Consider the following 23,310-nt stretch of genomic DNA (forward strand, 5'->3'; position numbering starts at 1 on the left):
GCTCAGGTCCCCCGCTCCTCGGCGGCGCCGACCCGCGAGGTCCGGTCGCTGGCCCATGTCGGTCCCGACCGTCGTCGCAGCCGGGCTCGGACGACGAAGCCCGCGTACACCAGCGCGTCGACCGCTCCACGCGGGCCGGACCGCGCCACCGCGAAGAGATCGCGGACCGTCCTCCGGGTGGTGTGACCGGTCCGCAACTCCTCCTGCCCGCGGTAGACACGGCCGAGCACCGCGAGCAGCGCCCCGGCGGTGCGCGGCACCCGGACGCGAGCCGGAGCGCAGTCGACGACGACGATCTCGTCACGGGCGAACAGACCGTCGACGAACAGGTCGTCACCGACGAGGTCGGGGAACTCGGCGAAGCGCGACCGTCCCCGGACGGACAGGCCGTACACCCCGGCTCCCCAGAGCGCGCTGTTCAGCGACGGCATGGCCTGGCGCGCCCGGAAGTAGGCCGCGACCGGCCAGGAGGTGCCCTCGAGGTCGTACACGAACGGCGGCCGACCCGCCGGCCTGGGGCCGCTCCGCAACGCGCGCAATGTGGCGACGACGGCGGTGTGGGGAACCTCGATGTCGGCGTCGAGGTAGAGGCGGGGAAAGGAGGACACCCATGCGTCTCCCGCGCGGAGCGCCAGGACCTTCGACCCGATGTCGAGCTCCACGACCTGCACTCCGTCGTGACGCCGCGCCTCGGCGGCGGTGTCGTCGGTGCAGCCGTTGCAGACCACGACGACGTCGATGTCCCCGGCCCGCACGGCCGGGGCCAGGCCCGTCAACGTCCGGCCGATCACCGACGCCTCGTTGTGCGCCGGGATCACCACCGACCCTAGGGACACGGCGCGACCTGCCCGATCGGTCCGGGTCGGGCTCCCCGGAGCTCGTGCTGCACGACGGTCCAGTACCTCCACGGGCGGAGGACGAAGCGCAGACGGGCGAGTCCGCCGGGTCGACCGACCCGCAGGACGTGGCCGATCACGAGAGCGAGCCACGTCGCCGCGGCGGCCAGCGGACCCCGGTGTTTGCGCGCGTACCGGATCCGGCTGAGGGCGAGCAGCCCGTCGAGGGCCGGCGAGCTCCCCGAGCCGCCGCCCGAATGCGTCGCGGCGGCCGTCGGCACCACGCGGACCGACCACCCGGCGTCGCGGGCCCGGCGACAGAAGTCGGTCTCCTCCGAGTACAGGAAGAAGGACTCGTCGTCCCAGGGCCCCACCGCCGCCGCGCATGGCGCGGAGACCGCGAGGGCGGCACCCGTCGCCCAGTCCACCGACCCCGCGGTCTCGTAGCGCGCGCGGTCGTACACGATCTCGCCCCAGCCCGCCGGCCGTCGCTGCCATCGCGCCCCGAGCACCGCGTCGCCCAGCACCGCGGTGACCCGCGGCTCGCGCCGCAACGACGGGCTGACGTGCCCGTCGTCGCCGTAGAGGATCGGGACGGCGACCCCGGTCTCAGGGGATTCCGCCAGCACCGTGTGGAGCTCGCTCAGCATCGTGGGCGCCACCCGGAGGTCGGGGTTGAGGATGGCCACGACCTTGCAGGGGGGCGAGGCCGCCACGCCCAGGTTGACCGCGTGCGCGTATCCGGAGTTCTGGTCGTGGGCGACCAGAGTGACGTCGCCGTGGGCGGCGACCACTGCCACGGTGTCGTCCGTCGACGCGTTGTCCACGACGGTCACGGCGACCCGCAGTTCACCGGTCGCCGCTCTGAGGCTCTCGATCAGACCACCGACCGCCGATGCGCTGCGGAAGGTCACGATCACCACGGCGACGTCGACCGTCTGGGCGTCGCGGCTGAAGTGGGCGCCGTCAGACACGTGTGCCCACCCGCCACGGGCGGCGCCGCAGGAACACCGTCCTCGGGAGGTCCGCGCCATGCACCCGGGCGAGCGCTCCCGCCATGCCGACGAGGAGGAACGAGAGGGTGTTCACCGAGGCGAAGGAGCCGAAGTCGAAGGTCGCCGACGTCAGGATCACGACGACGAGCCCCGCTGCGCCGGCGAGCGGAAGGCTCTGGCCCCGGTCGGGGTCGCGGAAGTGCAGTCGCAGCAGCTGCCACGCCGCGGTGACGAACACCGCGAGCCGCACGGCCAGACCGACGACCCCGGTCTCCACCAGCGTGAGCAGGTACTGGTTGTCGAAGATCTGGTGCACCGGGGCGTACCAGGTGCCGGGACCGTGCCCGAGGATCGGGCTCCGCACGAACTGCGCGGCGAGGACGGTGTAGTCCCCGGTCCGTGCCCCGACGCTCGGGTCGGTCGACGCCGAGGCGAAGAAGGTGACGAGGGCCTCGACCACCTGAGGCACGGCCATCCAGAGCACCCCGAGCCCGGCGAGTACGACGGCGGTCGCGCGCACCCGCTGGGCCGGCGTTGCACCGACGAGCAGCACGCATCCCACCGCGACGAGCGCGATGATCGCCGATCGGCTGATGGAGAAGACCGCCCCCACCACGAGGACCGTCGCGCAGCTCCAGTAGACGGCCCGCCGCGAGCGCACGCGGTGCCGACTCGCGAGATGGACGGCGAACGGCAACGCCATGCCGCACAGAACGCCGAACTCGATGGGGTGCCCGGTCGTCGACTGCGCGCGGGTCAACGACTGGCGGGTGGCCTGGGTCAGATCGGCGTAGCTCGTGGGGTGCAGGCCGGGGATGGACAGGTGCGAGACGAAGGTGATGCCGACCAGGCTCTCCACGATGCCCGCCACCGCGACCACGGCGGACGCCACGACGAAGGCACGCGCGATGTGCGCGAGCCCGACCTGGCCGCGCACGACGTCGATGACGAACAGGCACGAACCGATCACGGTGAGGACGAGCACGGTCGTGTGGACCGAGTTCTTGACCTCGCCCTCGGTCAGGTAGCCGTACATCCCGGCGACGAAGGAGAGGGCGACGGACCCGACGAGGAGGAAGACGGCTGTCCGCACCGGGGTCCGCCCCTTGGCCACGGGCAGGTTGCGGCCCAGGTGCAGGCACACCCAGAGAAAGGCGAGGAGCCCCGTCAGCAGACTGGCCGGTGTGACGCCGAGGCCGGGCACGATCTGGTCCGAGGGCAGCAGCAACGTCAGGACCACCAGGGCGCACACGAGGTCGGCGCCGTCGAGGTCACCGATGGAGCGTCGATACCGCGTGGCTCGCGGGACGAGGGCCGGCCGCGCGCCCGTGTCGGCCGTCATCGGCGGCCCACACGGGACGCCGCGCGGTCGCTCGGGGTAGTTCCCTCGAATCGCGGCGGGCCCATGGTCTCCGTCTGGGCGTCCAGGCCCCCGGGCGGCGTGCGGGGGGTGGGGCTCGGACGCGCCGGGCTCGACGGGCTCGTCGCGGCGCGGCGTCGTCGCGTCGCTCGCCGATCCAGGAGGTCGACCAGGACGACACTGAGGACCAGGCACACGAGAGCAGCGACCACACCGGCGAGGTAGCGGTTGCCCTGCTGCTCGACCGGCGGGGTCGGGTCGACCACGTCCACGACGGACAGGAAGGTCACCTGCGGCGCCCGCAACGCCACCTGACGGTTGAGGAGGTCGGCCCGGATGAACTGGACCACGGCCTGGGAGGTGTCGAGCGCCGTCTGCTCGGACGGACCGGTGGCGTCGACGTAGATGAAAGGCCCTGACGACGGCACCTCGGGGTTGGTGCTGCCGTCGGAGACCGTGTAGGTCGACCCCTTCGTCGCGGTGCCGATCTGGGCCTGCGCCACGGGGGACCCGGCGGAGGCGATGAGGATCGCCGCCGCCACGTTCTGTCCGCCCTGGAAGTTGAACAGCGGATTCGTGATGTCGTTGCCGGTCCGCGGGTCGGCCGAGATACGGCCACCGTTGTCCGGCGTCGTCACGACGAGGATGGCCCGCGACTGGTACTGCGCGGGGAACGTCGCGAAGGCTGCCACGAAGGCGCCTGCGAGGACGAGGAGGACCGCAACGGCCAGGTACCAGCGGGTCCGGAGCAGGTGCAGAACCCTACGGATGTTCATCGGACGGTCCCCCGATCGTCGTCGCTGTCCGCCCATCCGATCATCGGTCGCCCCACGCGTACAGGCCCGGACGGCGGACCCGCACCTCCCCGATCGAGGGCGGCTCCGTCGACCCGGGCGAAGGCGATCAGCACCGCGATCAGGAACGCTGCGAGTGCGCCGGCCAGCGACGTGCCCGTGGAGGTCAGCAGGCCGACGCGGGCCACGGTCGGCGGCGAGACGGTCTGCAACGTCATGGCGGTGGTGTCCCGGACCCCGACCTCCTGCTGGAAGGCCGCCAGCCGCACACGGAGCCGGTCGGCCTGGGCCGCGACCGCACGGCGGAGGTCGTCCGCCGCGGCGCCGGTCGCCGTGATGGCGATGAAGGGGCTCGGCGGCGGCAGGAACTGCTGGGTCAGTCCGCTGTTGACGGTGACGGGCGAACCGGGTGAAAGATCGCGGGTGGCGTCGGCCACGAGGAGCTGCGCGACGTCCGCCAGGCTGCCGTCGTCGCGCGTGAGCGGGTTGGTGATGTGCGCGCCCTCGAACGGCCGCTCGGGCTCGGCCGGCAACAGGCCGGGTGCCGTCACGACCAGCGTCGCCGTCGCCTGGTACTGGCGCGCGGCTGTCGCGAGAACGATCGACCCCATCGCGACGGCCACGATCAGACCGACCGCCAGGATGACCCGCTGGTCGCGGATCACGTCACGCAGCAGACGGATCGTCATCGGCGCACCACCGTGCGGGCGCTCGGCAGCCTGGCGGCGAAGGCCTGCCGGTCGTCCCTGGTGAGGCCGAATGCGCCGTACACCACGGCGACCGTCGCAGCCGTGAGCAGGAGGGCCGGCACAGGACCCCAGCCCGCGGCGATTCGAGCGACCAGCAGGCCCAGGGCCACCGCCGCGGCGATTCCCAGGGCGGGGCGGAGGAGCGCCGGGAACAGTCCGCTCAGGTCGATGTCGGCGCGGCGGAGGACCACGAGCAGTACCGGGAGAGCCACCAGGCATCCGGCGATCACCTGGGCGACGGCCGCGCCGTCGATACCGGCCCACCGCGTCCCGAGGATCAGCGCCGGGAGCAGCGCGGCGAGCCAGCACAGATTGGCCACGACCGGGAGCCGGGTGCGCCCCTGGGCGACGAGGAGCTCCGTCGCGGTCTGGGCGACCATGCGCGGGAGGATGTACACCGCGAGCCACGCCAGAGCCCCCGCCGCGGGGAGCCAACGCTCGCCGTAGGCCACGCGGACCACGTCGGGCGCGCAGACCGCGAGGACCGCCGCGGTGGGCAGGAGGACCTTCGCCAGGAGCACGATGGCCCGCCGGGCGGCTTCCGAGAGCACCGCCGACCCCTCCTCGGCGAGTCGTGCGAAGCCCGCGAGCGTCACCGTGCCGAGGGCCGCGCCCAAGACGCCCGGAATCCACCCCGAGATGTTGAAGGCGAGGGTGTAGAAACCGAGGCTCGTGGCATCGAGCGTCCGGCTGATCACCAGGTAGTCGACGTTGAGGAGGACTGCCTGCACCGCGAGTCCCGAGGCGAGCGGGATGCCGAAAAGGACGAGTCGCCGGGCGATGCCCCGGTCGAACCCGGGGCGGAAGGACACCCGCGCGAGCACGGTGACGAGCACGAACCGCACCACGGCATCGGCAGCCATGCCGAGGGCGAAGCTCATGGCTCCCCCGCCCGCGAGGGCGACGGGAACGGCCACCGCGGCCTGTGCGGCGACGCCCGCGAGCGAGGCCCCCATGAACTCGCGTTGTCTGAACTCCCGCCACATGGAGGCGGTGCTGACAGCCATCAGCCCGTCGAGCAGCACCGCGAGCGCGAGCACCCGGAGCACGGGGGTCGCGGCGGGATTCTCGGAGAACCGCGCCAACCCCGGGCTCGCGAGAAGCATCAGCCCCGTGATCACACCTGTCGTCAGGAAGGTCAGTGTTCGGGCCGTCGGGACGATCGCTGCAAAGGGCCCGCGCCATTGCACCAACGCCGACGTCACGCCGACGTCGTTGCAGATGATGGCAAATTGGAGGTACGTCAGGCCGATCGCGTAGGTCCCGAAGTCGGCCGGGTCCAGGATGCGGGCCATCGCCAGGCTCGTCGCGAAGGTCGCGAGGCGCAGGACGGCGTTGCCGAGCAGGCTCCACGTCAACCCCTGGCGGACACCGCTGCGGACCTCGTCGAGGTCGGTGCGATCGTCGTCGGCGGCCGTGGTCCGCTGATCCTGGTTCACGGTTGGATCCGGTAGACGTGGTAGCTCGACTCCTGGGCGAACGTGTCGGTGAAGGAGTCGGCACCGGTCCGCGTGATGCTGCGGTTCTCGTAGGGCGCGCTGATACGCCAGCCACGCATCGTGCTCGGCAGGTGGAACGTGCGCGAGCCCGGCCCCGTGGTCGGATCGATCATGGCGATGAGGAGGACGGCGCCGTCCGCGGTCCGCACCGTGGCATCGATGCCGGGTCCGAGTGACATCGCCCGAGCCGGGACGTTCAAGGCGGGCGCCATGTCCTGCAACTGCCGATCGACCGTGCGTACCGCGGTCTGCATGGCTGGATCACAGTCCCGGAGACCGTGCTCGGCGCGGCACGAGCCGCCGAAATTGTGGTCGAAGTAGACGACTCCCCTGGCGCCGTGGATCACGGAGGACATGACGGCGCCGGCCATCTGCTCGGGCCGGATCGTCGCCCACCCGTCGCCGGGAGCGCCGGTCTCCACGACGGCGAGGATCGGCTGCTCCCGCCCGTCGGTCCGGTCGAGCGCGCGCTCGCGGTCGATGAGCGCGCCGTAGTTGCCGGCGCGGCGGCACTGGTCCCGGGGCAGGCCGCGGGAGTTCGCCGCCTCGTCGCACACGGCCGGATCCGTGTACCAGTACACATCGGTCGACACGACATCGGTGAAGCCGTTGACGAACGCCGCCGCCTCCTGATCGGTCTCCCAGTACGCGACGCCCTTGCCGTAGTTCGCCCACTGCACGGCCCCCGGCGTGGCCCCGGCCTGCTTCTTCGAGGCGGCGAGGGCGCTGTACCCACACTTCTGCCCGGACTGGAGACACGGTTGCACGGCTTGGACGCCGCCCGGACCGACGGGAGCGTTCCCCGGACCGCCGCGCATGTCGAGCTCGTCGCCCAGGAAGGAGCCGGCGAGCCCCGGGACGCGGCGACCGAACGGCGCGCCGAGGACGGCCGAGAAGCCGGAGCCGTCGAGGAGAGCCGTGTTGCTGTTGTCGGTGAGCGTGTAGTACGTGTTCAGGCCGAGCGCTCGGTCGTGATCGAGAGCGGCCCGACTACGGACCGAGCTCAGGAAGGTACCGACCGGGAAGAAGGTGGAGCGGGACCATCCGGCCTTCGCCGTCGTCGGGAAGCGGTCGTAGTACCGACTGTCGAGCTGGGGGATCTCGGGGAAGGCCGCAAGGGCGGCCCGGACCGTTGCTGTCGTCTGCGTCTCGGCGCTCGAGGTGCTGCATGCGGCCACCGCCAGCACCACGAGGGCCGCTGCGGCGAGGCGCATCGACATGGGCCGCGCCCACGCGACGAGCCGACGTGCGTTCGTGAAGCGGCACCGCCCGGTCGCCACTGCCCGCTCCCCCGTCCGCCTGTCGCGGAGCCACGGTGCCGGGCCAGACCAGGCGCCCGACCGCTGCCCCCCTCGGCATCGGCTCCGCCGGGCGACATGGTGGCACAGGAGGCGGCCGCCCGGGGTCGGGCGGGGGCTCGGTCGGCTCAGCAAGCGCGATCGTCCGACGGGACGACGCAGACCCCGCACCTGCGGGTCGCGCCCTCGGACCGCCCGCCCGCCGAGCCCGACGGGTGTGCCCGCACGGAGGGCGCGACGCCGACGCGGGCAGCCGCGTAACCGCCCACGACCACCGGGAACTGTGCGAGGAAGCCGATGTCGCGCACGAGGTAGCGACGCCACAGGCGCGGGAACTCCGTGGACAGCCGCCAGAGGGCCTCGGTGCCCGACCGCTGACAGATCTTCGGGGCGCGCGCTGCGGCTCCGGAGAGGAAGTCGATCGTGCCGCCGGCACCGACGAGCACGCAGCCCGGAAAACGGTGCTTGTGCTCGTCGATCCACATCTCCTGACGGGGCGCGCCGAGACAGACGATGACGATGTCCGGCCGGAACTCCGCGAGATCGCTCACGAGCTGTCGGTCATCGTCGTCCCCGATCGAGAAACCCATGGCCGGGCTGGCGGTGAACACCCGACCGAGCCTGGGGTGCGATACGGCCAGGCGCCGGGCCGCCTCCTCCACCCGGCCATCTGCACCCCCGACCAGCGCCACCCGGAGACCCTGCTCCGCGGCGAGGTCGATGAGGTCGGAGGTGAGGTCGACGCCGGTCACCCGCCTCGCGCTCCTCGTCCCCGTGATGCGGGACAGCAGCGCGAGCGGAGCACCGTCGATCGTCCGCACCTCGGCGCGCGAGTACGCCGCGGCGAACCGGGCGTCCTTCTTCATCAACATCAGGTGGTCGACGTTGCAGGTGAAGACGGCCGTGCCGGCGGGCCGTCGACGCGCTCGGCTCAGGATCGATTCCGCTGCATGCCGAACGGACGCGAAGACGTCGAGGTCGACGTCGAACAGGTGATGCCGAAGGTTCTCGGCGACGGCCGGAGCCGGATGCCTGTTCTCGAAAGGCTCCGGCAGCCGCGGGGCCGCAACGAAAGGCACGGTGTCGAGTGGATCGACGATCGCGATCTCAGCGGGTGCTCCCAACGATGACACCATCGCGGATCAGACCCCGCGTCCGGTCGGCGTCGACTGGGCGCTGTACGCACCTCGACTGATGAATCCGACCCAGCATTCAATACACACGTTCGCGCTCCCCCCGGCCGTGACAAAACGTGACGCCTGCCTGCCGGAACGGCCTCCCCGCCGTCCCGACAACCCCCAGCAACAGCGTCCCAACCTAGCGACGCCGACATGGACTCCATCGTGTCAGGGAGAGCTTTCTGTTAGCACGTCTCGCCTTCGTCTTCGGCGTGTCGTCGCAACACGCCGTACGACTTATGATGCAGTGTCGCGTATCACCACTCGTTCGAGGTTCGTCATTGTTCGGACGAAAACCGTCCGTGTTCGACCCGTCGCTCCCCCACCTCGAGGACCGACATCGATATGTCTGAGGCCCTCTTGACCATTAGCTCATTCAAGCTAACGGTCCGGCCAACCTTGATCACTCACCGCGAGATGCCGCTGACGCAACGACGTTCCGCGTACCGGACGCAGGCGGGCGTGTAACAGAACTGGGTCGCCCCTTGCCCTTACTCGATCCAGCGATACGGTTCGCGTGCAATGTGGGGGACGAAGCGGACCGGCGCGCCGAAATTCGCGTGTGCCTTCGCCGATCGTCGGCGGGACCCGGCGCGCGGACATGTGCCGCTTCCGCGACCTGAGCACGTCGATCCGGGGGGATCATGGAAACTTGCTTCGGGCCGCTGCACGATGCTGTCGAAGGCCGCGCTCGACTCGTGCTGCTATCCCCGCACCTCGACGACGTCGTGCTCTCCTGCGGCTCCTTGATCGGAGAGCTCGCCGACCGCTGCGAGGTCTCCGTCGTGAGCGCCTTCAGCTCCGGCGGAGCCGCTCCTCACACACGAGCAGCGCGCCGGATACTGGCTTCCGCGGGCTATCGGGACGCCCACGCGTACTACCGAGACCGTCGAACCGAGGACGAGCGCGCCGTCCGCCACCTCGGCGCGCAGCCGAACCATCTGGGGTTCGCCGACGCGCCGTTCCGCCGCCGTGTGGTGCCACGGGGCCTCGGCCGGGCGGCCGCCTGCTTGCCCGAGCTCGTGCACCGGTATCCGACTGTGCGGTTCGACATCGCACGCGGTCGCCTGTGTGCCGGGGATCGGGACGTTCGGGTCGCCCTTGCATCTGCTCTCGAGCCCCACGTGGAGAACGCCGACATCGTGTTCCTGCCCCTGGCCATCGGGGGGCACCCGGATCACCGGCTGGTCCGTGACCTCGGGCTGAATCTCGCCGCGCCCGTGGTCTACTACTCGGACTTCCCCTACAACCTCACGCACCGTCCGGACGCGGAATTCCTCCGACACCAACGTTTGCGAAGTTGGTGCTACGACGGGCCCTCCTGGCGCAAGGTCGAGGCCGTGAGCTGTTATCGAAGCCAGTTCGACGGGCTGTTCCCGGCCGGGTCGATCCCGCGACTCCCTGAGACCTACTGGCTGACCGAGGCTGCTGCACACCTCGTGGTCACAGGCCCCGGCGACCACCACGCCCGCGGCGTCCGGTGATATCGCCCGCTTCACCAGGACTCGTCGAAGGTGCGTCCGAGGTGCTCAACGGTCGGAACGGTGGACTCTGCTGACGACGCCTGAATCCTGACTGTGAGACTGCTGGAGCCGGTCCCGAGCGGCCGTGATGGGCTGGCGGCGAGACGGCGGGCGTGACCCGAATTCTGACTGGCCCTGTGCCTTGGCGTGGGACTTGTCCGTCCGCTGTCCTCGACGCCGGCCCGGCCGGGAGTAGCTGGCTTGATCAGGAGCTTGACCGCCAGGTAGCAGCTGGCGTGTCCCGTCACAGTCCTGCCGATCTCCCGCACCGGACCGGAGCCACGTCCGTCCCCGGTAGAGGAGCACGCGGTTGTCCATGCTCGCAGAGCAGGTCGAGGTCGTCATCGGCGTCGACACCCACAAACACACCCACACCGCCGCGGTCGTCACCGCCGCGACCGGCGCGGTCCTCGCGCAGCTGACCGTGGCCACCGACCTCGAGGGCTACCAGCAGCTCCTGGAGCTCGCCGGGCAGCACAGCCCGCTGCGGGCGTGGGCGATGGAAGGCTCCGGTGGCTACGGCGCCGGGCTGGCCGCTCACCTCGCTGAGCGCGAGGAGTTGGTCGTCGAGCTCGACCGGCCCGCTCGCCCCACGCGCAAGGCGGGCGCGAAGTCCGACCCGATCGACGCCGCTCGCGCGGCCCGCGACGCGCTCGCCCGGGTCCACCTCGGCCAACCCCGCACCGGGCCGGAACGGGCGGCGCTGCAGGTCCTGCTGACCGCCAGGCGGGCAGCGGTCGCCGCGTCGGTCGATGGGCAGAGCCAGCTCCAGGCGATGATCGTGACCGCCCCCGAGCAGGTGCGGGCTCGGTTCTGGGGGCTGTCGACCCGCGCGATGCTCGCCGCAGCACTCAAACTGCGCCCTGCCTACTACGCCGCCGAGGTGCACGTCCACACCGCGATGACCACGCTCAAGGCCATCGCCCGCCGCGTCCAGACCCTCGACGACGAAGCCGCCGGGCACGAGAAGGCGATCAAGAAAATCGTGTCGGCCTGGCGACCGGACCTGCTCGCGCTGACCGGGGTCGGCCCGATCGTCGCCGCGACCGTGCTCGCCGCCTGGTCACACACCGGGCGCTGCCGCGACGACGCCGCGTTCGCGATGCTCGCCGGCACCGCCCCCATTCCCGCCTCCTCCGGCATGACGACACGCCACCGACTCAACCGCTCCGGCGACCGCCAACTCAACCGCGCGATCTACACCATCGTGATCACCCGGCTCCGGCTCGACCCCGCCACCCGCGCCTACGCCGAACGACGACGAGCCCAAGGCAAGACCGACCGCGAGATCCGCCGCTGTCTCAGCCGCTACGTCACCCGCCAGCTCTACCGCCAGCTCGAATCAACACCGACCCAGCCCCTTGACGCGTCATAGGAGCGTCCCCTCTGCTGGTCAATCCGGCGTCGTCGACCCAGTACCGCCCGGTGAGGTCGCCAGTCGCGGCGTGTAGTTCCCGCCAGTCTCGTTTCTGGTGACCGTTGATCTCGACCACGTCGTGGTCGATGTCGCTGACGGTCAAGGCAATGCGCGTGGCGGGGAGCGTATCGAAGAAGGGACCGCGGCTGGTGGCGTCACGATCGCTATCAGCCGATCCCAGGCTCGGTCGTCATCCAGCTCTCGGACACGTCTGCATGGCGCGGTGAGGGCGTCTTGGGAGCCGGCCGCGATCCGACGGCTACGGGCTTCATCTCGGCCGCGAACGATCTGCGCCGAGCCACCACGGTCCCCTGGCCGAGGGCGTGGTCGTCGAACCATGCCGACAATGCTGCCCAGCGCGCCGAACTCTTCTCGCACCACAGCACGAGGTCCGGAGTGACGAGCGCGCCTCCATCGACGGCCTTGATCAGCCTCGTCCACTCGAGTTGGAGCGCCGGGGGACGCGCTCGCTCGCAGCACAGGTGGTCGAGACCGGCGCCTCCGGCGCGAACGATCTCACCGAGCTGCTGCAGGCGCCGGTCTCCGTGGATCATCGCGGCCTTGAGCTTCTTTGCGATGGTGGTTGCGGGTCCGGCGTCGGGCGACAGGGCGCGCACCACGGTCAGCCCCATCATGCTCGACAGCTGACGGGCAAGGACGTCCTCGGAGTAGAGCGGATGCGGCTTGCGCTCGAGATCGATGGCCGTCGTCTCCGACCACTCGCTGATCGTGCGGGCGATCGAGTGCCTGGTCGCCCAGTCCCGGTGGTCGACCGCCAGGATTCCGGCGAGCCTCCAACCCTCGCGCTCGTCCTCCACCCATTGCCGAACTGCCGCAGGGCTCGGCGGCCGTGTTCGGACGGAAACTGCGCGACCGGTCCATAGCTCGGCCATCCGCTCGCCGGAATCGGCGATCAGCTCGTCCACGTGCTTGGCCTGCTGCCAGATGCCGAGGCGTGGGCCGCGTTGGTAGGCCCGTCCGACCGACCCGAAGGTCCGGGCCTCGAAGTCGCGGAACACGCGGAACCGGCGGAGCTGGTCGAGATCGGGGTCCTCGGTCAGCAGCCACGTCCGCTGCGAGGCCAGATAGCCGCTGTCCCAGCACTCGACGGCCTTGCCGAGCTCGTCGATTGCGAGTCGCGCGGCGGGGTTATCGCCGGGACGATCGCCCGGACGTCGCTCGGCCGCCTTGAAGATGTCAGGCGGAAACAGCAGCAGCGCGAACACGCATGCCGCGTTGTAGTGCTCGTGCCAGGAGCTCAGAGCGCCGGCGGACGGGAGAACGATCGACGCGACCAGCGCCTGCACGCCTGCGACCGCCGGAGGCCACTCGCCACCCGTAGCAAGCCCGCGGGACTCCTCCTGCCACGACGGCACCCGCAGCACCCGCCGCGGAGGCGCGGTCGGCGGCGGCGTCTTATCGCGACGCTCGGCGTGCACCATGGCCATCACGCGGCGGAGGTAGGCGGACAACAGGGCGAGCTCCAGCGACCGGCGGGGCAGTAGTTCCCGGTAGCGACGGAGAAGCCGACGCCACGGGCGGGCCCGCCGCTCCGCGACGAGCCGCTCCAACTCGACCGCACCCGTCGTCGTGAAGAAGATCCGTGCGTCCTTCTCCGAGGCGCGGCGCTGCTCCTCGGGAAGGTCTGTTCGACGGTCGCTCAGGATGTCGTCGAGTGGAGCGATGCCCGCGCCCTTCACGAGCTCGGCACCGATCTCGGCGTACCGGCTCGTGAAGCGGTCGGAGAGAATTCGGCGGAGGTACTCGCGGCGCAGCTCCCGCGCACCCCGGTGGCGGGGACACCCGAGGTCCCGGTGCCACCACTGGGCGGCCAGCTTGTCCCCGAGGCCGAGCAGGACGGCGTGGCGGTAGCGCGCCACCTGCACCACAGGGTGGCCTTGGCGCAGAGCCGGCGCGCCGGTCCGGTCACTCCAGGGAACCGCGTGATCGCCGGGGCGCGCATTCCACCACCGCGACAGCCTGCGGCTCGTACGCGACGCCCGGCTGATGATGTCGTCGTAGGTGAGCAGCGCGTCCAGGTGCATGTCCATCGTCTCCTGGAGCTTGCCGAGCTCCAGGCGCAGGGCGAGGTTGCCAGGATCCAGAGCCCGAGCGCGCCGCAGGGTCGCCAGGGCCTCGTCGAAGCGCCTCGCGGTGCGCTCGGCCTCGAAGCGCTGCACGAGGTGGAACAGGTCCCGGGGGATCCGGCGTCCTCGCCACGGCGTCCACGGCGGCGTCCGGCACAGCCTGGTCTGGGGCAGGATCGCGGCCGCCACCCAGTGGGCGGCGTGCTCGATCGCCTCCTCCCAGGTCTCCTCATGGATGATCGCCGGAGCAACCGCCGCCGACGGCAGCCGGACGAGTTCCACGTGCACGACCTTGTCCCGCTGTCGTGAGCGCTCCCGCCCGTCCTCGCGGCGTGAATTCGGCAGGTCGGCGGGATCGTCCGACTTCTCGAACAGCTCGCACCGCACCCGGAACGCCGACATCGGCGCGAGGAGACGGAGCAGCCGGACGACCGGAGCCCACGGCACGGACGCCGACTCCCCCGCCTGCGCGACGATGTCGAGGAATTCTGTCGAGCTCCCCGGAGTGGGAAGCGCGGTCGACCGGTACAGCCTCGTATTCGAGAGGCTGCGTTGAAACTCGTGCGTCATCTGCCGGGCGAGCGGGGTGAGGGTCGACTCGCTCGCGGGCGCCCGAAGTGCCCCGGTGCGATCGACGATCGGGAGCACTGCGATCGGTCCGGGCCCCGCCGCGAGCAACTCGATCCTCGTCCGACGGATGGTGGCCGTCGTCGTCAGCGCGACGGCCACGAGCGCCACCACGGCCAGCCCCGGGCGCAGGATCGCGGCCGTCGCGCCGTCGCCGCCCAGGCCTGGAACCCAGCAGATGATCGCCCAACAGGCGACCACGGCGGCCACGGGCACCGCGATCGCGACCCCGAGCCACCGACCCCACCTCGGCGGCGGGACGTCCGCCGGATCACTGTGCGCGTTCTCGCGCCTGCCGGCCACAGTTGCCCCCTGTCCCCCCGAACCCGGTGATTCTCACCGGAGTTCCGGGTGCGAGGAAGGTCCGAACGGAGGACGAGACCGGGGCCGAACGGGGCTCGCGGCCAATCCGGTCGGGGGCTCGCTGGGCCCGAACTGAGCTCGATGAGCTGGTCCTACCGGCCGCGCCGGGTGCGGCCTCGGACCAGCGCCCATGGGCGCTCGACCGCGGCTGGGCTCTGTCCACCACGACAACGCGGCGGAGCCCGGATCACATCCGAGCCAGGCCAGCGCGGAGCACCGCCACCACGGCCTCGACGCGATTCCGGGAGCCGGTCTTCGTCCGGATGCGGGTGATGTGCGTCTTGACGGTCGGCAGGGCTACGGAGAGTTCGCGGGCGATCTCCTCGTTGTAGAGACCGTCGACCATCAGCTGTGCAACCTCCCGCTCTCGGGGACTGAGACGGTCGCGGACGTCCCGGTGGGCTCGCCTCCCGCGACCGTGCGCGCGCAGCTCCGCCAGAATGGCTGGGGCCACGGCCGGGTCGATCCACGCCTCGCCGCCCGCGACGGCCACCACCGCGGGCACCAGATCGCGGTAGGACTGCTTGAGCAGAAAACCGCTCGCTCCCGCGGCCAGCGACCGGATCGTCGTCTCGTCCTGGAACGCCGTGAGCACGAGCACCCGCACCGGAGGCCGGTCGTCGCCAGAGGTCCCCTCGACGACCCGGCGCGTGGCCTCGACGCCGTCGAGCTCGGGCATGCGAATGTCCACCAGCAGCACGTCTGGACGCAAATCCGTGGCGAGCTCGACCGCCGCCGTTCCGGTCGCGGCCTCGCCCACGACGCGGATCCGATCGTCGGCCTCGAGCAGAGAAACTGCCGCGGTGCGCGAGAGCGGATCGTCGTCAGCGACCACCATCGCGAGCTCAGGCATCGGCGGGAGAACGGAGCGCCAGATCGATGGCTGGATCGGGCGGATCGCGCGGACGGTCGGCGGGGAGGTCGACCCGCAGGACGAAGGTGTCGCCTTCGTGCTGCGCCACGAGGCTGCCGCCAAGCACCTCCACGCGTTCGCCGAGCCCAATCAGGCCCCACCCGAAGGACGTAGGCGCAGCACCCCCGCAACCGGAAGTCGACACGACGTTTCGCACCTCGACGGCAACGCACTGCGGTGACTGCTCCACCTGGACCTGCACCGGCCGATCCCGGTCGCCATGTTTGGCGGCGTTCACCAACGCCTCCTCCACCACCCGACGCACCACCCGGGCGGTCGCGTCATCGGCCGCCCCGCCAGGTCCATGCATCACGAGGTCGACCTGGAGTCCCCGCTCGGCCTGGACGGCGGCGACGACCTCCGTGAGCCCCTCGCCCGAGGTGGGCCGGGACCCACCGTCGGGACTGCCGACTTCCCGCAGGGCGTACAGCAGGTCCGCCATCTCCACCATGGCCCGCCTGCCTGCGGTCTCGATCGCGGCGAGCGGACCGCTTGCGGTGTCGGCCTCCTGCTCCCGGGCGGCCACCGCGGCGAACGCCATCATCGCCGTGAGGCGGTTCGCGACCCGGTCGTGCAGGTCCCTGGCCACCTCGAGACGGTCGGCGCGGACCGCGGCGGCCGCCTCCGCGGCACTACGCTCCCCCGCCAGGTGACTCCAGCGACCGAACCCCCAGGCGGTCGCGGTCATGACCACCCAGAAGGTCGCGAACACCAGGAACGGCACAAGTCGGTCGACATGCGAGTGGAAGGATGCCGAGTCGTAGCTGTCTAGGCCGAAGGGCGCCAGGGCGGCGAAGGCCGAGAGCGCGCTGACCGGCAGCGGGCGCGTGGACGCTACGGCATGGAGGGCCACGAGCAGGCCGGTGAACGGTTGCCACTGCGGGATCATGAGGCTTCCGCACGAGACGAGCCAGACCGGCGCGGCCGACCCCAGCGGCCACCGGAAGCGCCACAGCAACGGTGCGTAACAGGCCGCCGTCACCGCTGGCACGAGCCACCAGGGAACCACTGCCCCAGCACGCGTCACCCGCTCCCCGTTCCACACGAGCAGGTCGATCGCGACCGCCAGGACGACGACTCCGTAGCGGGCTGCGGTCGCCGACACCGCCCGCAGCGGCGTTCTCATGCGGACTGACACCAGGAGAAGAAGGGAAAGATGCTGCACGGCACCGACTCGGGCGGCGGGCCGGGCAGCGGGTGACCGGGAATGAAGGCCGGGCGGACCGTGAGCTCGTCCAGGAGCGGGTGCTCGTCGACGGTGCCGGCCTCCTTCTGCTCCGCGGGCGCGAGCGGAGTCTCGAGCTCTGCGGCCAGCAGGGGCCGCCGGTCCGGGACCCACGCCACGTGCAAGGCCGGCCGGGTCGGGCTGGTGCCCGACCGCACCGGCACCGCCACATAGAGAGCGGGTGCCTCGATCACCAAGACGGCGGGCCGTACCGGGTCGAGATCCTCGAGGCCGAGTTCGGCGAGCAGCTCGATTCCGACATCTGCACTTAGAATTGCCACGGCGGGGCCGACGAGTAACGCTGTGTCGTCGAGCGGCTCCGAGCCGTCGCCATTCCGGGATACGGTCACCGGCCTGTTAGAGGTCATCCAGGAATCGTGCAGCGACCGAGCACCCGGTGTCACTGCTCCGACAGGTCGTACCTTCGGACGTCATCCCGAGGACGACAAGACCTACGAGAAATAGCTCACTGCCGGACGTGACCGGGGACCGCCACGCTCATCAGCAGCGGTTCCCGCTACCGGGGAACCGACGACGAAGGGGAACGAGATCATGAGCATCACCGTCGCGAACGCGCGCTACAACCCGGACGGCGACCACTTCATCGTCGCCGACGCCGAGGTCGGCGACGACCTCCAGGTCGTGTGCCACGTGTTCCTCACGTGCACCCACAAGATCGTGGGCTTCACGGCCGCCCTCACGCTCACCTACGCCGACAAGGACGGCAACAAGCTCGGCCAGAGCCAGCAGTGGACCGGCCACTGCTCGCAGGCCCCGATCATCGGGGCCGCACACGCTTCGGCGACCATCACCGACAAGGCACCCGCTGGCACCGTCCGTGTCGTGGTCACCGAGACCGCCACCGTCGACAACCTCTTCGACACGATCCTGGGAGACGTCGCTGAGGCCCTGAAGGTCGTGGAGACGGTCATCGAGATCCTTTCCATCTTCTCGGGCGGCGCCCTCGCCGGTAAGGGGAGCAACACCCAGGGTGAAGTCGCGGGCGTTCCCGAACTCGTCGTCTAGTCCCACGATCGGCGGCTGCCGTTCTTCGGTGGCCGCCGGTCGTCACGGACGAACGGAACGATTCCGGCGTCCGACTGGGCTGGATACCAACCGAGATCACTCGGCCAGCCGACGTCCGCCTCGCTGAGATGTCCGAGAATTTCCGTTGCCGACCACGAAGGCGCGAGCAGGAGCAGACCATGACGACAACCCGATCAAAACTCGTGTGTTCGTGTGGTCGCACCGCCAACGCCGCGGAGCAATTCTGCGGTCGGTGCGGGAATGCGCTTGCCGCCGTTCCGAGCAGCGTCCCTCGACCTCGCCACGCCCCACGCCGGGAGGCGCGTGGACAGGAGACGACCCGGCTGCTGTGCGCGGCAGCGCACCTGCACACGGACTTCGCCGAGGCGTGCCTCGCGGAGTACCTCGTCGAGCCCACCCGGGCGATTGCGCGGGCCCCCGGGGTCGACGCCGCCGCTGTCCTCGGGGACGCGGTCGCGGCCAATGCACGGCACCGGGTGCGGGACGCCTACCTCCTCGTCGCCGCGCTCGTAGCGATCGTCCCCATGGCAGCGCTCTTCCTGGTCTGGTTCATCGTCGGCGGTGTCCACCGGGCGATGGGGCGCCCCGACCCCTCCGGGTCGACGACACTCCGGTCTGCCACGGAGCCCCCGTCGCTACACCACAGCTTGCGCAGCGGCATCGCGCTCGTGCTCGTCACCGCGATCATCGTGGTGGGCGGTGTCGTGGCGGCGACGACCGTCGACGCCCTCGTCCTGGAGGGCCTCTCGGATCCCTCCGGTGTACTCACGGCCCTCATCCTCGTGTTGCCCGTCGTGTCGCTGCTCGCGATCCCCGCGATCCTGGTCGGGGACGCACTCGTCGCGCACCGCGTGGTGCGCCGCCAGTTCCGTCGGGCCGAGTTCAGCACCGAACCCGACGACGGCGCGGACATGACGTCCTCGCTGCGACGGTGGGGCCGCACCGGCGCAGCAGACCAGATCGCCTCGGTCCGGGCCGCGGAACGTGGCGATCCCGGCGACCACGAGGCGGAGGTCGCCGTCTTCCGTGGCACGTCGCCCTTCATCGGCTCGGGGGTGTTGTACGACCGACGAGTCGCCGTCTTCCCGCTCAAGCGCGTGGACCCCGACGACGACCGGCCGGTCTCCGTCTCCGAGTACGAGCTCCACCACGGCATCTACCGGCGCATCCGCAACCTCGTCCGGGCATCGACCCTGAGCCCACGAAACCGGCTCGAGGAACTGCGCCACTACGAGCAGATCCTGGTCAGCGCCGAAGAACTCGTCGCCGCCTGGCCGGACGAGGACGCACGCACCTATCTGCCCCGCACGGACCAGCGCCCCGTCTCGCGCATGTCCTCCAAGGATGCGCAGGAGCACATCGGGACTCCTCGCGAGTGGGCGCGGTACTACCAGCTCTTCCAGGTCGAGGGATGGGAACGAGACCTCACGGTCTCCTGCCACACCACGCTCGGCGCTGACGGCGGGCTGCTCTACCTGGAGTGGGCCCTGTGCGTGCTCCCTCCGGTGGCCAGCGCTTACCACGTCGTCGACCACCGCCGGGACCTCCGTCGGCTGGTACTCGATCGTGCGCTCGACGAGCTCATCGAGTTCCCGGCCTCCCTGCCGGCCCGGCTACGTCGGCTCGTCGGCCAGTTCCGACCGCTCCGCGTGGATCCCGGCGAACTCGTGGCCGAGAAGTACGGCGCCGGCCCCAGCATGCGCGAACTCGCCGCCGCGCCCGCCGAGACCTACTTCCACGGGGTCGACATCCGCCGCTACGTCAGCGTGCTCGACCGCAGCATCCTCGAAGCCGTCCGTACCTACCTCGAGGACCACCGGCTCTCGGTCGCCGACTTCGACCAGATCACCGGGACCATCATCAACATCGGCACGATCGCGAACTCGACGGTCGCGGCTGGACCCGGTGCGCAGGCCACCCAGAACGAGTCGCCTGCGCCCACGGGCCGCACTCCCGTCCACCACTCCCCCGCACCCGGAGGCAAGCGATGAACGACCGCATCCGCATCGGCGACATCTCGGACAGCACCGTCGCGGTGGGCCGTGGCGCGCACGCCACTTCCACCAGCGGCGAATCCCCCGCGATTCGACGGATGCGGGCGGAACTCGAGATTCTTACCGACGGGCTCACCCAGGCGCAGGGTGAGATGGGCGCGCAGGCCCGCACGGAGGTCGCCGCGTTGAATAACGCCCTCGCCGACCCGTCGGGACCGGAGATCGAGCACGGATGGCGTCGGGTCCGCGGCGCACTGGCCGCACTCGGCGTCACCGGCGCCGTCGCGTTCGGTGCCGACCTGAGCGAGATCGGGAACGGGATCCACGAGATCCTCGGCGCGCTGGGCATGTGATGCGTACGTGCAGCGCCTGCGGGTTCGATCGCGTTCCCACCGACTCGACGTTCTGCGTGCGCTGTGGGACTAGGCTTCTTGACGTCGGGCGTTCTGGACCCGGCGGCCGTCGGGCTGCGGTGATCACACTCGCGATCGTGGCGTTGTTGGGTCTGTCCGGCGTCGTCGCGTGGGCCGCAGTAGTCCTCCGACCGTCCCCAACGCTCGGTCCGAGCCCTGCTCCATCGACCTCGGTCACGGCCGAGCCGACCTCGACGTCGCCGCCATTTCCCTTGCCCGCCCCAACCTCCACGGCAGACAGCTCTTCTGTGGCGCTCGGCGCCGCAGCGGCCGGGCAGCCCGATGCCGCGGTGGTGCAGACGGCACTGACGTCGTACTACGCGGCGATCAACGCCCACGACTACGACGCCTGGCTCGCCGCTAGTCAACCGGCGGCGGCGAAGACCCAGACTCGCACCGGCTGGGAAAGCGGATACCGCTCGTCGCAGGACGACGACGTGGTGATCGAGGCGATCACCCCCGGTCCCGGAGGCAACGACCTGGCCACGGTGTCGATGCGCAGTACCCAGGACCCGGCCGACGCGCCTTCGAGCCTCCCGGTCGGTCGCATCTGCTGGACGCTGACGCTTCCGGTGGATCCGTCCACGGGCAAAGTTGGTGTGTCGCAGAAAGGCTCCACCACGATGGCAGCCTGCTGATGTCGCTACTGGTATGACGACCGGTCGGTCCAATCCGCGGCTCTCGACGAAGCGCCGCATGATGGTGGCCAGGGAGTCGACCGTGAGGACGCCGGGGCTGGACCGGATCATCGCGGCAATGCGGGCAGCCGGTCACGAGGCCGTAACGCAGTGGAGATCGAGGACGACGGGGGTGTCGACTCCGGTCGCCGGGCGCGATCGGCCATCGGGGAGGTTCCGTGACCATTCTCTTCGCCTGCCCGCGCTGCGCCGCTCGCGTCGGCGCCGAGGATCGTTTCTGTGGCGGCTGCGGCCTCCCACGGCCCCCGCGACCGGGCCCGCCGGTCTCCGCGATGACGCAGCGGACCACGCCGGTGGCCGCGCGCGGTGCGGAACCCGTGGCGCCACGATCGGTCGGAACGCTCCAGGCCGTCCCGCCTCCGACCGCTGAGGCCACCGTGCGCATCAGGCAAGCGCTGGTGACGGCCGAGCCGAGCCCGCCTGTTGACCCGCAGCGCCCCCTCCAACCACCGCGGTCTGTCGAACCGGCCTTCGGAGAGGCTGCACAGCCCGTCGAGCCGCCCCGACGCGGGGCGGGCAGCGTGGTGCTGTCCGGGATCAGCCTGACGATGCGTCTGATCAACGGGCTCCTGACCGTGCTCTCCGGGATCACCATCGCGGTCATCGCCGTCCGCGACCCGCCGATGCCGGACCGAGGTTGGGTCGTCGCCGCGGCTGTCGCGTGGGCGCTGTACGGCGTCTACATCCTCCTAACGCGCCGCAGCTACTGGGTGAGCAACTGGTTCACGTATCTCATCCCGATCGGGGCGATCGTCTACCTCGTGGCCAGCTCGAAGTGACGGCGACCCAGGCGGGGCCGCCCGCGTCGTGCCGTCAGTGCTGGGCGGTCCTCGGACGACACGACCGGCTCTGCGGAGTCTGTGGGTCCGGCCGCGAGGTCGACCCGACGCCGACGGCCGCCGCTCCCGTCGAGCCGGTGACCGAGCCGATCGCCCTGCCGCGCCATCGCCACCGCGCCCCCGAGCCCGACGCCCCGGCGTCGTCGCCGATGGCGAGCACGGCGTCGGCCACACCGGTGTGGCTGCCCTGGCTGCTCATCGGCGGGCTCGCCGCGATCGGCTTGGCCGCCCTGTACTCGGCGTTCGCGGGCCTGTCCTCGAGCGGGACGGTGGCCGCGGGCCTGCTCGGCGGCGTGATCCTCCTCGGCGTCACCGTCCTCGTCGGGCTGGCGATGCGCGCGGTTCTCATCGAGGCGCGTGAGGCCGCTGCGCTCGGTGGCGTCGTCGCCGGCGCGGCGCTGATCGCCGCCCTCGCGTCCGCCACGGGCGAGGGCCTCGGCATCCTGGCCGGCCTGGGCGGCGTCGTCGTGGCCGTCGGGGCGGTAGCACTGGCGTCCACGGGGTCGGACCACGATCCGCTGGCCGCCGCCCGGCTCGTGGGCCCCGTGGCCGGCGTGGGGTTCGTCGTTCTCGCGCTCCGGGAGGCCGTCGAGCTGGCCTCCTCGACCGGCTCGGGCGGCCTCGGGAGCATCGTGGGTTCCCTGCTTGCCGGCGTCGGCCTGGTCGCAGCCCGCTACGCCGTGGAGCCCGCTCGCATTTCGCGCATCATCACGACCGTGGCCGCCGTGCTCGGCCTCATCGCCGTGGCCTCCTCGGGCGTCGGCGACGCCGCGGGGTGGCTGTGCGTCGGCCTGGCCCTCGGCGTCGTCGCCCTGCTCTTCCTCCCCGGTCCCGCTCGGGTGGCGGCCGGAGAGGAGCCGCTCCCCGGCCTCGTGTCGATGCGGGACAGTGTGCGCGGCCTGCTGGATCACGTGTCGTCGGAGCGCACCACGACGACGGGCGCGCCGACGCCCGCCGTCGTCGAGCTCCTCCGCATCGTGCCGTGGTGGTTCTGGATCACGCTCGTCGTCGGGATCGTCGTCGCCGTCGCCGGGCTCTCGGAGGCCTCCACCTACGACGCGGCGGCCAAGGCCTGCACCGTCGTCCCCGGGCGTTCGATCTCCATCGTGCGCGACACCCCGGAGTGCGACGCCGCCTTCGCCGGGCAGGACCACGGCAAGATGATCGCGGCGCTGGGTGGGCTCATCGCTCTCGGCCCGATCGTCGCCGTGACGTGGGTCAAGGAGAAGCTCGCGAAGCTCCGGTCCTGAGGGGTCGGCCCGCGAACGGCCCTGCCGAGTCAGCGGACCTGCCGGACCCGCCCTTCGCTCCCCAGGCGGCATCGGCGGTCCAGACGGCCGCGTCCAGTCGTTCAGCCGTGGCCAGGCAGGGACGGTCGGCCAACGAGCGTCCACCGCCGACGTGCCACAGCCGCGCAGCGAGCTCGGCGTCCTCGATGGTCACGGGCTCGACGAC

General features: G+C 71.1%; 21 protein-coding genes. 9 read left to right on the plus strand and 12 right to left on the minus strand.

The genetic code is table 11. The features are described from left to right. Positions 1-2 precede the first annotated feature (2 nt). The 8 genes from A3CO_RS31110 to A3CO_RS0109375 all read right to left on the minus strand — a co-directional run bounded on the left by A3CO_RS31110 (position 3) and on the right by A3CO_RS0109375 (position 8,403). On the minus strand, positions 3-836 hold the full coding sequence (locus tag A3CO_RS31110; protein WP_084681659.1) for a glycosyltransferase: 834 nt from the start codon (positions 834-836) through the stop codon (positions 3-5). Then, positions 827-1,810 carry a glycosyltransferase gene (locus A3CO_RS31115; protein WP_018331981.1) on the minus strand — a complete coding sequence of 328 codons (984 nt, stop codon included), beginning with the start codon at positions 1,808-1,810 and terminating at the stop codon, positions 827-829. The genes A3CO_RS31110 and A3CO_RS31115 overlap by 10 nt, the downstream gene beginning before the upstream one ends. After that, complete coding sequence (locus A3CO_RS0109350) at positions 1,803-3,173, minus strand: O-antigen ligase family protein (protein ID WP_018331982.1); 1,371 nt, start codon at positions 3,171-3,173, stop codon at positions 1,803-1,805. Before A3CO_RS0109350 ends, A3CO_RS31115 begins: the two co-directional genes overlap by 8 nt. After that, positions 3,170-3,967, minus strand: a complete 798-nt coding sequence (locus A3CO_RS0109355; RefSeq protein ID WP_018331983.1) for a hypothetical protein — start codon at positions 3,965-3,967, stop codon at positions 3,170-3,172. Before A3CO_RS0109355 ends, A3CO_RS0109350 begins: the two co-directional genes overlap by 4 nt. Further along, a complete protein-coding gene (locus A3CO_RS0109360) occupies positions 3,964-4,674 on the minus strand; it encodes a hypothetical protein (protein WP_018331984.1) in 711 nt (236 codons plus the stop codon). The genes A3CO_RS0109355 and A3CO_RS0109360 overlap by 4 nt, the downstream gene beginning before the upstream one ends. Next, positions 4,671-6,173 (minus strand): oligosaccharide flippase family protein, encoded by a 1,503-nt coding sequence (locus A3CO_RS31120; RefSeq protein WP_018331985.1) that lies wholly within the window; start codon positions 6,171-6,173, stop codon positions 4,671-4,673. Before A3CO_RS31120 ends, A3CO_RS0109360 begins: the two co-directional genes overlap by 4 nt. After that, positions 6,170-7,513 carry an alpha-amylase family protein gene (locus tag A3CO_RS0109370; protein ID WP_018331986.1) on the minus strand — a complete coding sequence of 448 codons (1,344 nt, stop codon included), beginning with the start codon at positions 7,511-7,513 and terminating at the stop codon, positions 6,170-6,172. Before A3CO_RS0109370 ends, A3CO_RS31120 begins: the two co-directional genes overlap by 4 nt. A 146-nt stretch (positions 7,514-7,659) precedes the next feature. After that, a complete protein-coding gene (locus A3CO_RS0109375) occupies positions 7,660-8,403 on the minus strand; it encodes a WecB/TagA/CpsF family glycosyltransferase (RefSeq protein WP_157647294.1) in 744 nt (247 codons plus the stop codon). 3 nt (positions 8,404-8,406) lie between these two features. On the opposite strand from A3CO_RS0109375, the gene A3CO_RS37935 reads away from it, so the two are divergent. The 3 genes from A3CO_RS37935 to A3CO_RS0109390 all read left to right on the plus strand — a co-directional run bounded on the left by A3CO_RS37935 (position 8,407) and on the right by A3CO_RS0109390 (position 11,607). Further along, entirely contained in the window at positions 8,407-8,661 is a 255-nt protein-coding gene (locus A3CO_RS37935) for a hypothetical protein (protein ID WP_157647297.1), read from the plus strand. A gap of 746 nt (positions 8,662-9,407) precedes the next feature. Continuing rightward, positions 9,408-10,193 carry a PIG-L deacetylase family protein gene (locus A3CO_RS31125; protein WP_018331989.1) on the plus strand — a complete coding sequence of 262 codons (786 nt, stop codon included), beginning with the start codon at positions 9,408-9,410 and terminating at the stop codon, positions 10,191-10,193. A gap of 355 nt (positions 10,194-10,548) precedes the next feature. Continuing rightward, a complete protein-coding gene (locus tag A3CO_RS0109390; RefSeq protein ID WP_018331990.1) occupies positions 10,549-11,607 on the plus strand; it encodes an IS110 family RNA-guided transposase in 1,059 nt (352 codons plus the stop codon). A gap of 209 nt (positions 11,608-11,816) precedes the next feature. On the opposite strand, the gene A3CO_RS0109395 is transcribed toward A3CO_RS0109390, so the two are convergent. The 4 genes from A3CO_RS0109395 to A3CO_RS0109410 all read right to left on the minus strand — a co-directional run bounded on the left by A3CO_RS0109395 (position 11,817) and on the right by A3CO_RS0109410 (position 17,232). Next, positions 11,817-14,573: a hypothetical protein gene (locus A3CO_RS0109395; RefSeq protein WP_157647300.1), complete on the minus strand. Its 2,757-nt coding sequence runs from the start codon at positions 14,571-14,573 to the stop codon at positions 11,817-11,819. Positions 14,574-14,913: 340 nt separating this feature from the next. After that, positions 14,914-15,579: a response regulator gene (locus tag A3CO_RS0109400; RefSeq protein WP_018331992.1), complete on the minus strand. Its 666-nt coding sequence runs from the start codon at positions 15,577-15,579 to the stop codon at positions 14,914-14,916. After that, positions 15,572-16,765: a sensor histidine kinase gene (locus tag A3CO_RS0109405; RefSeq protein WP_018331993.1), complete on the minus strand. Its 1,194-nt coding sequence runs from the start codon at positions 16,763-16,765 to the stop codon at positions 15,572-15,574. The genes A3CO_RS0109400 and A3CO_RS0109405 overlap by 8 nt, the downstream gene beginning before the upstream one ends. Beyond that, complete coding sequence (locus A3CO_RS0109410) at positions 16,762-17,232, minus strand: hypothetical protein (protein WP_018331994.1); 471 nt, start codon at positions 17,230-17,232, stop codon at positions 16,762-16,764. Before A3CO_RS0109410 ends, A3CO_RS0109405 begins: the two co-directional genes overlap by 4 nt. A 184-nt stretch (positions 17,233-17,416) precedes the next feature. On the opposite strand from A3CO_RS0109410, the gene A3CO_RS0109415 reads away from it, so the two are divergent. The 6 genes from A3CO_RS0109415 to A3CO_RS0109440 all read left to right on the plus strand — a co-directional run bounded on the left by A3CO_RS0109415 (position 17,417) and on the right by A3CO_RS0109440 (position 23,105). Beyond that, positions 17,417-17,890 (plus strand): hypothetical protein, encoded by a 474-nt coding sequence (locus tag A3CO_RS0109415; RefSeq protein WP_018331995.1) that lies wholly within the window; start codon positions 17,417-17,419, stop codon positions 17,888-17,890. Positions 17,891-18,435: 545 nt separating this feature from the next. Beyond that, positions 18,436-19,902: a hypothetical protein gene (locus tag A3CO_RS0109420; RefSeq protein WP_157647303.1), complete on the plus strand. Its 1,467-nt coding sequence runs from the start codon at positions 18,436-18,438 to the stop codon at positions 19,900-19,902. Then, positions 19,899-20,258, plus strand: coding sequence for a hypothetical protein (locus tag A3CO_RS0109425; protein WP_018331997.1), 360 nt, complete (start codon positions 19,899-19,901; stop codon positions 20,256-20,258). The genes A3CO_RS0109420 and A3CO_RS0109425 overlap by 4 nt, the downstream gene beginning before the upstream one ends. Before the next feature lie 308 nt (positions 20,259-20,566). After that, a complete protein-coding gene (locus tag A3CO_RS0109430) occupies positions 20,567-20,956 on the plus strand; it encodes a hypothetical protein (RefSeq protein ID WP_026204442.1) in 390 nt (129 codons plus the stop codon). Between the two features lie 581 nt (positions 20,957-21,537). Beyond that, entirely contained in the window at positions 21,538-21,795 is a 258-nt protein-coding gene (locus A3CO_RS0109435; protein WP_018331999.1) for a hypothetical protein, read from the plus strand. 137 nt (positions 21,796-21,932) lie between these two features. Then, positions 21,933-23,105, plus strand: coding sequence for a hypothetical protein (locus A3CO_RS0109440; protein WP_157647306.1), 1,173 nt, complete (start codon positions 21,933-21,935; stop codon positions 23,103-23,105). Positions 23,106-23,310 lie beyond the last annotated feature (205 nt).

Source organism: Actinomycetospora chiangmaiensis DSM 45062 (genome assembly GCF_000379625.1).
Taxonomy (GTDB): Bacteria; Actinomycetota; Actinomycetes; order Mycobacteriales; family Pseudonocardiaceae; genus Actinomycetospora; species Actinomycetospora chiangmaiensis.

Coding starts and splice junctions, on each gene's coding strand:
- A3CO_RS0109350 (WP_018331982.1), bottom strand. CDS start 3,173: ATGACGGCCGACACGGGCGCGCGGCCGGCCCTCGTCCCGCGAGCCACG.
- A3CO_RS0109355 (WP_018331983.1), bottom strand. CDS start 3,967: ATGAACATCCGTAGGGTTCTGCACCTGCTCCGGACCCGCTGGTACCTG.
- A3CO_RS0109360 (WP_018331984.1), bottom strand. CDS start 4,674: ATGACGATCCGTCTGCTGCGTGACGTGATCCGCGACCAGCGGGTCATC.
- A3CO_RS0109375 (WP_157647294.1), bottom strand. CDS start 8,403: ATGTTGATGAAGAAGGACGCCCGGTTCGCCGCGGCGTACTCGCGCGCC.
- A3CO_RS0109390 (WP_018331990.1), top strand. CDS start 10,549: ATGCTCGCAGAGCAGGTCGAGGTCGTCATCGGCGTCGACACCCACAAA.
- A3CO_RS0109400 (WP_018331992.1), bottom strand. CDS start 15,579: ATGCCTGAGCTCGCGATGGTGGTCGCTGACGACGATCCGCTCTCGCGC.
- A3CO_RS0109405 (WP_018331993.1), bottom strand. CDS start 16,765: ATGAGAACGCCGCTGCGGGCGGTGTCGGCGACCGCAGCCCGCTACGGA.
- A3CO_RS0109410 (WP_018331994.1), bottom strand. CDS start 17,232: ATGACCTCTAACAGGCCGGTGACCGTATCCCGGAATGGCGACGGCTCG.
- A3CO_RS0109415 (WP_018331995.1), top strand. CDS start 17,417: ATGAGCATCACCGTCGCGAACGCGCGCTACAACCCGGACGGCGACCAC.
- A3CO_RS0109420 (WP_157647303.1), top strand. CDS start 18,436: ATGGCAGCGCTCTTCCTGGTCTGGTTCATCGTCGGCGGTGTCCACCGG.
- A3CO_RS0109425 (WP_018331997.1), top strand. CDS start 19,899: ATGAACGACCGCATCCGCATCGGCGACATCTCGGACAGCACCGTCGCG.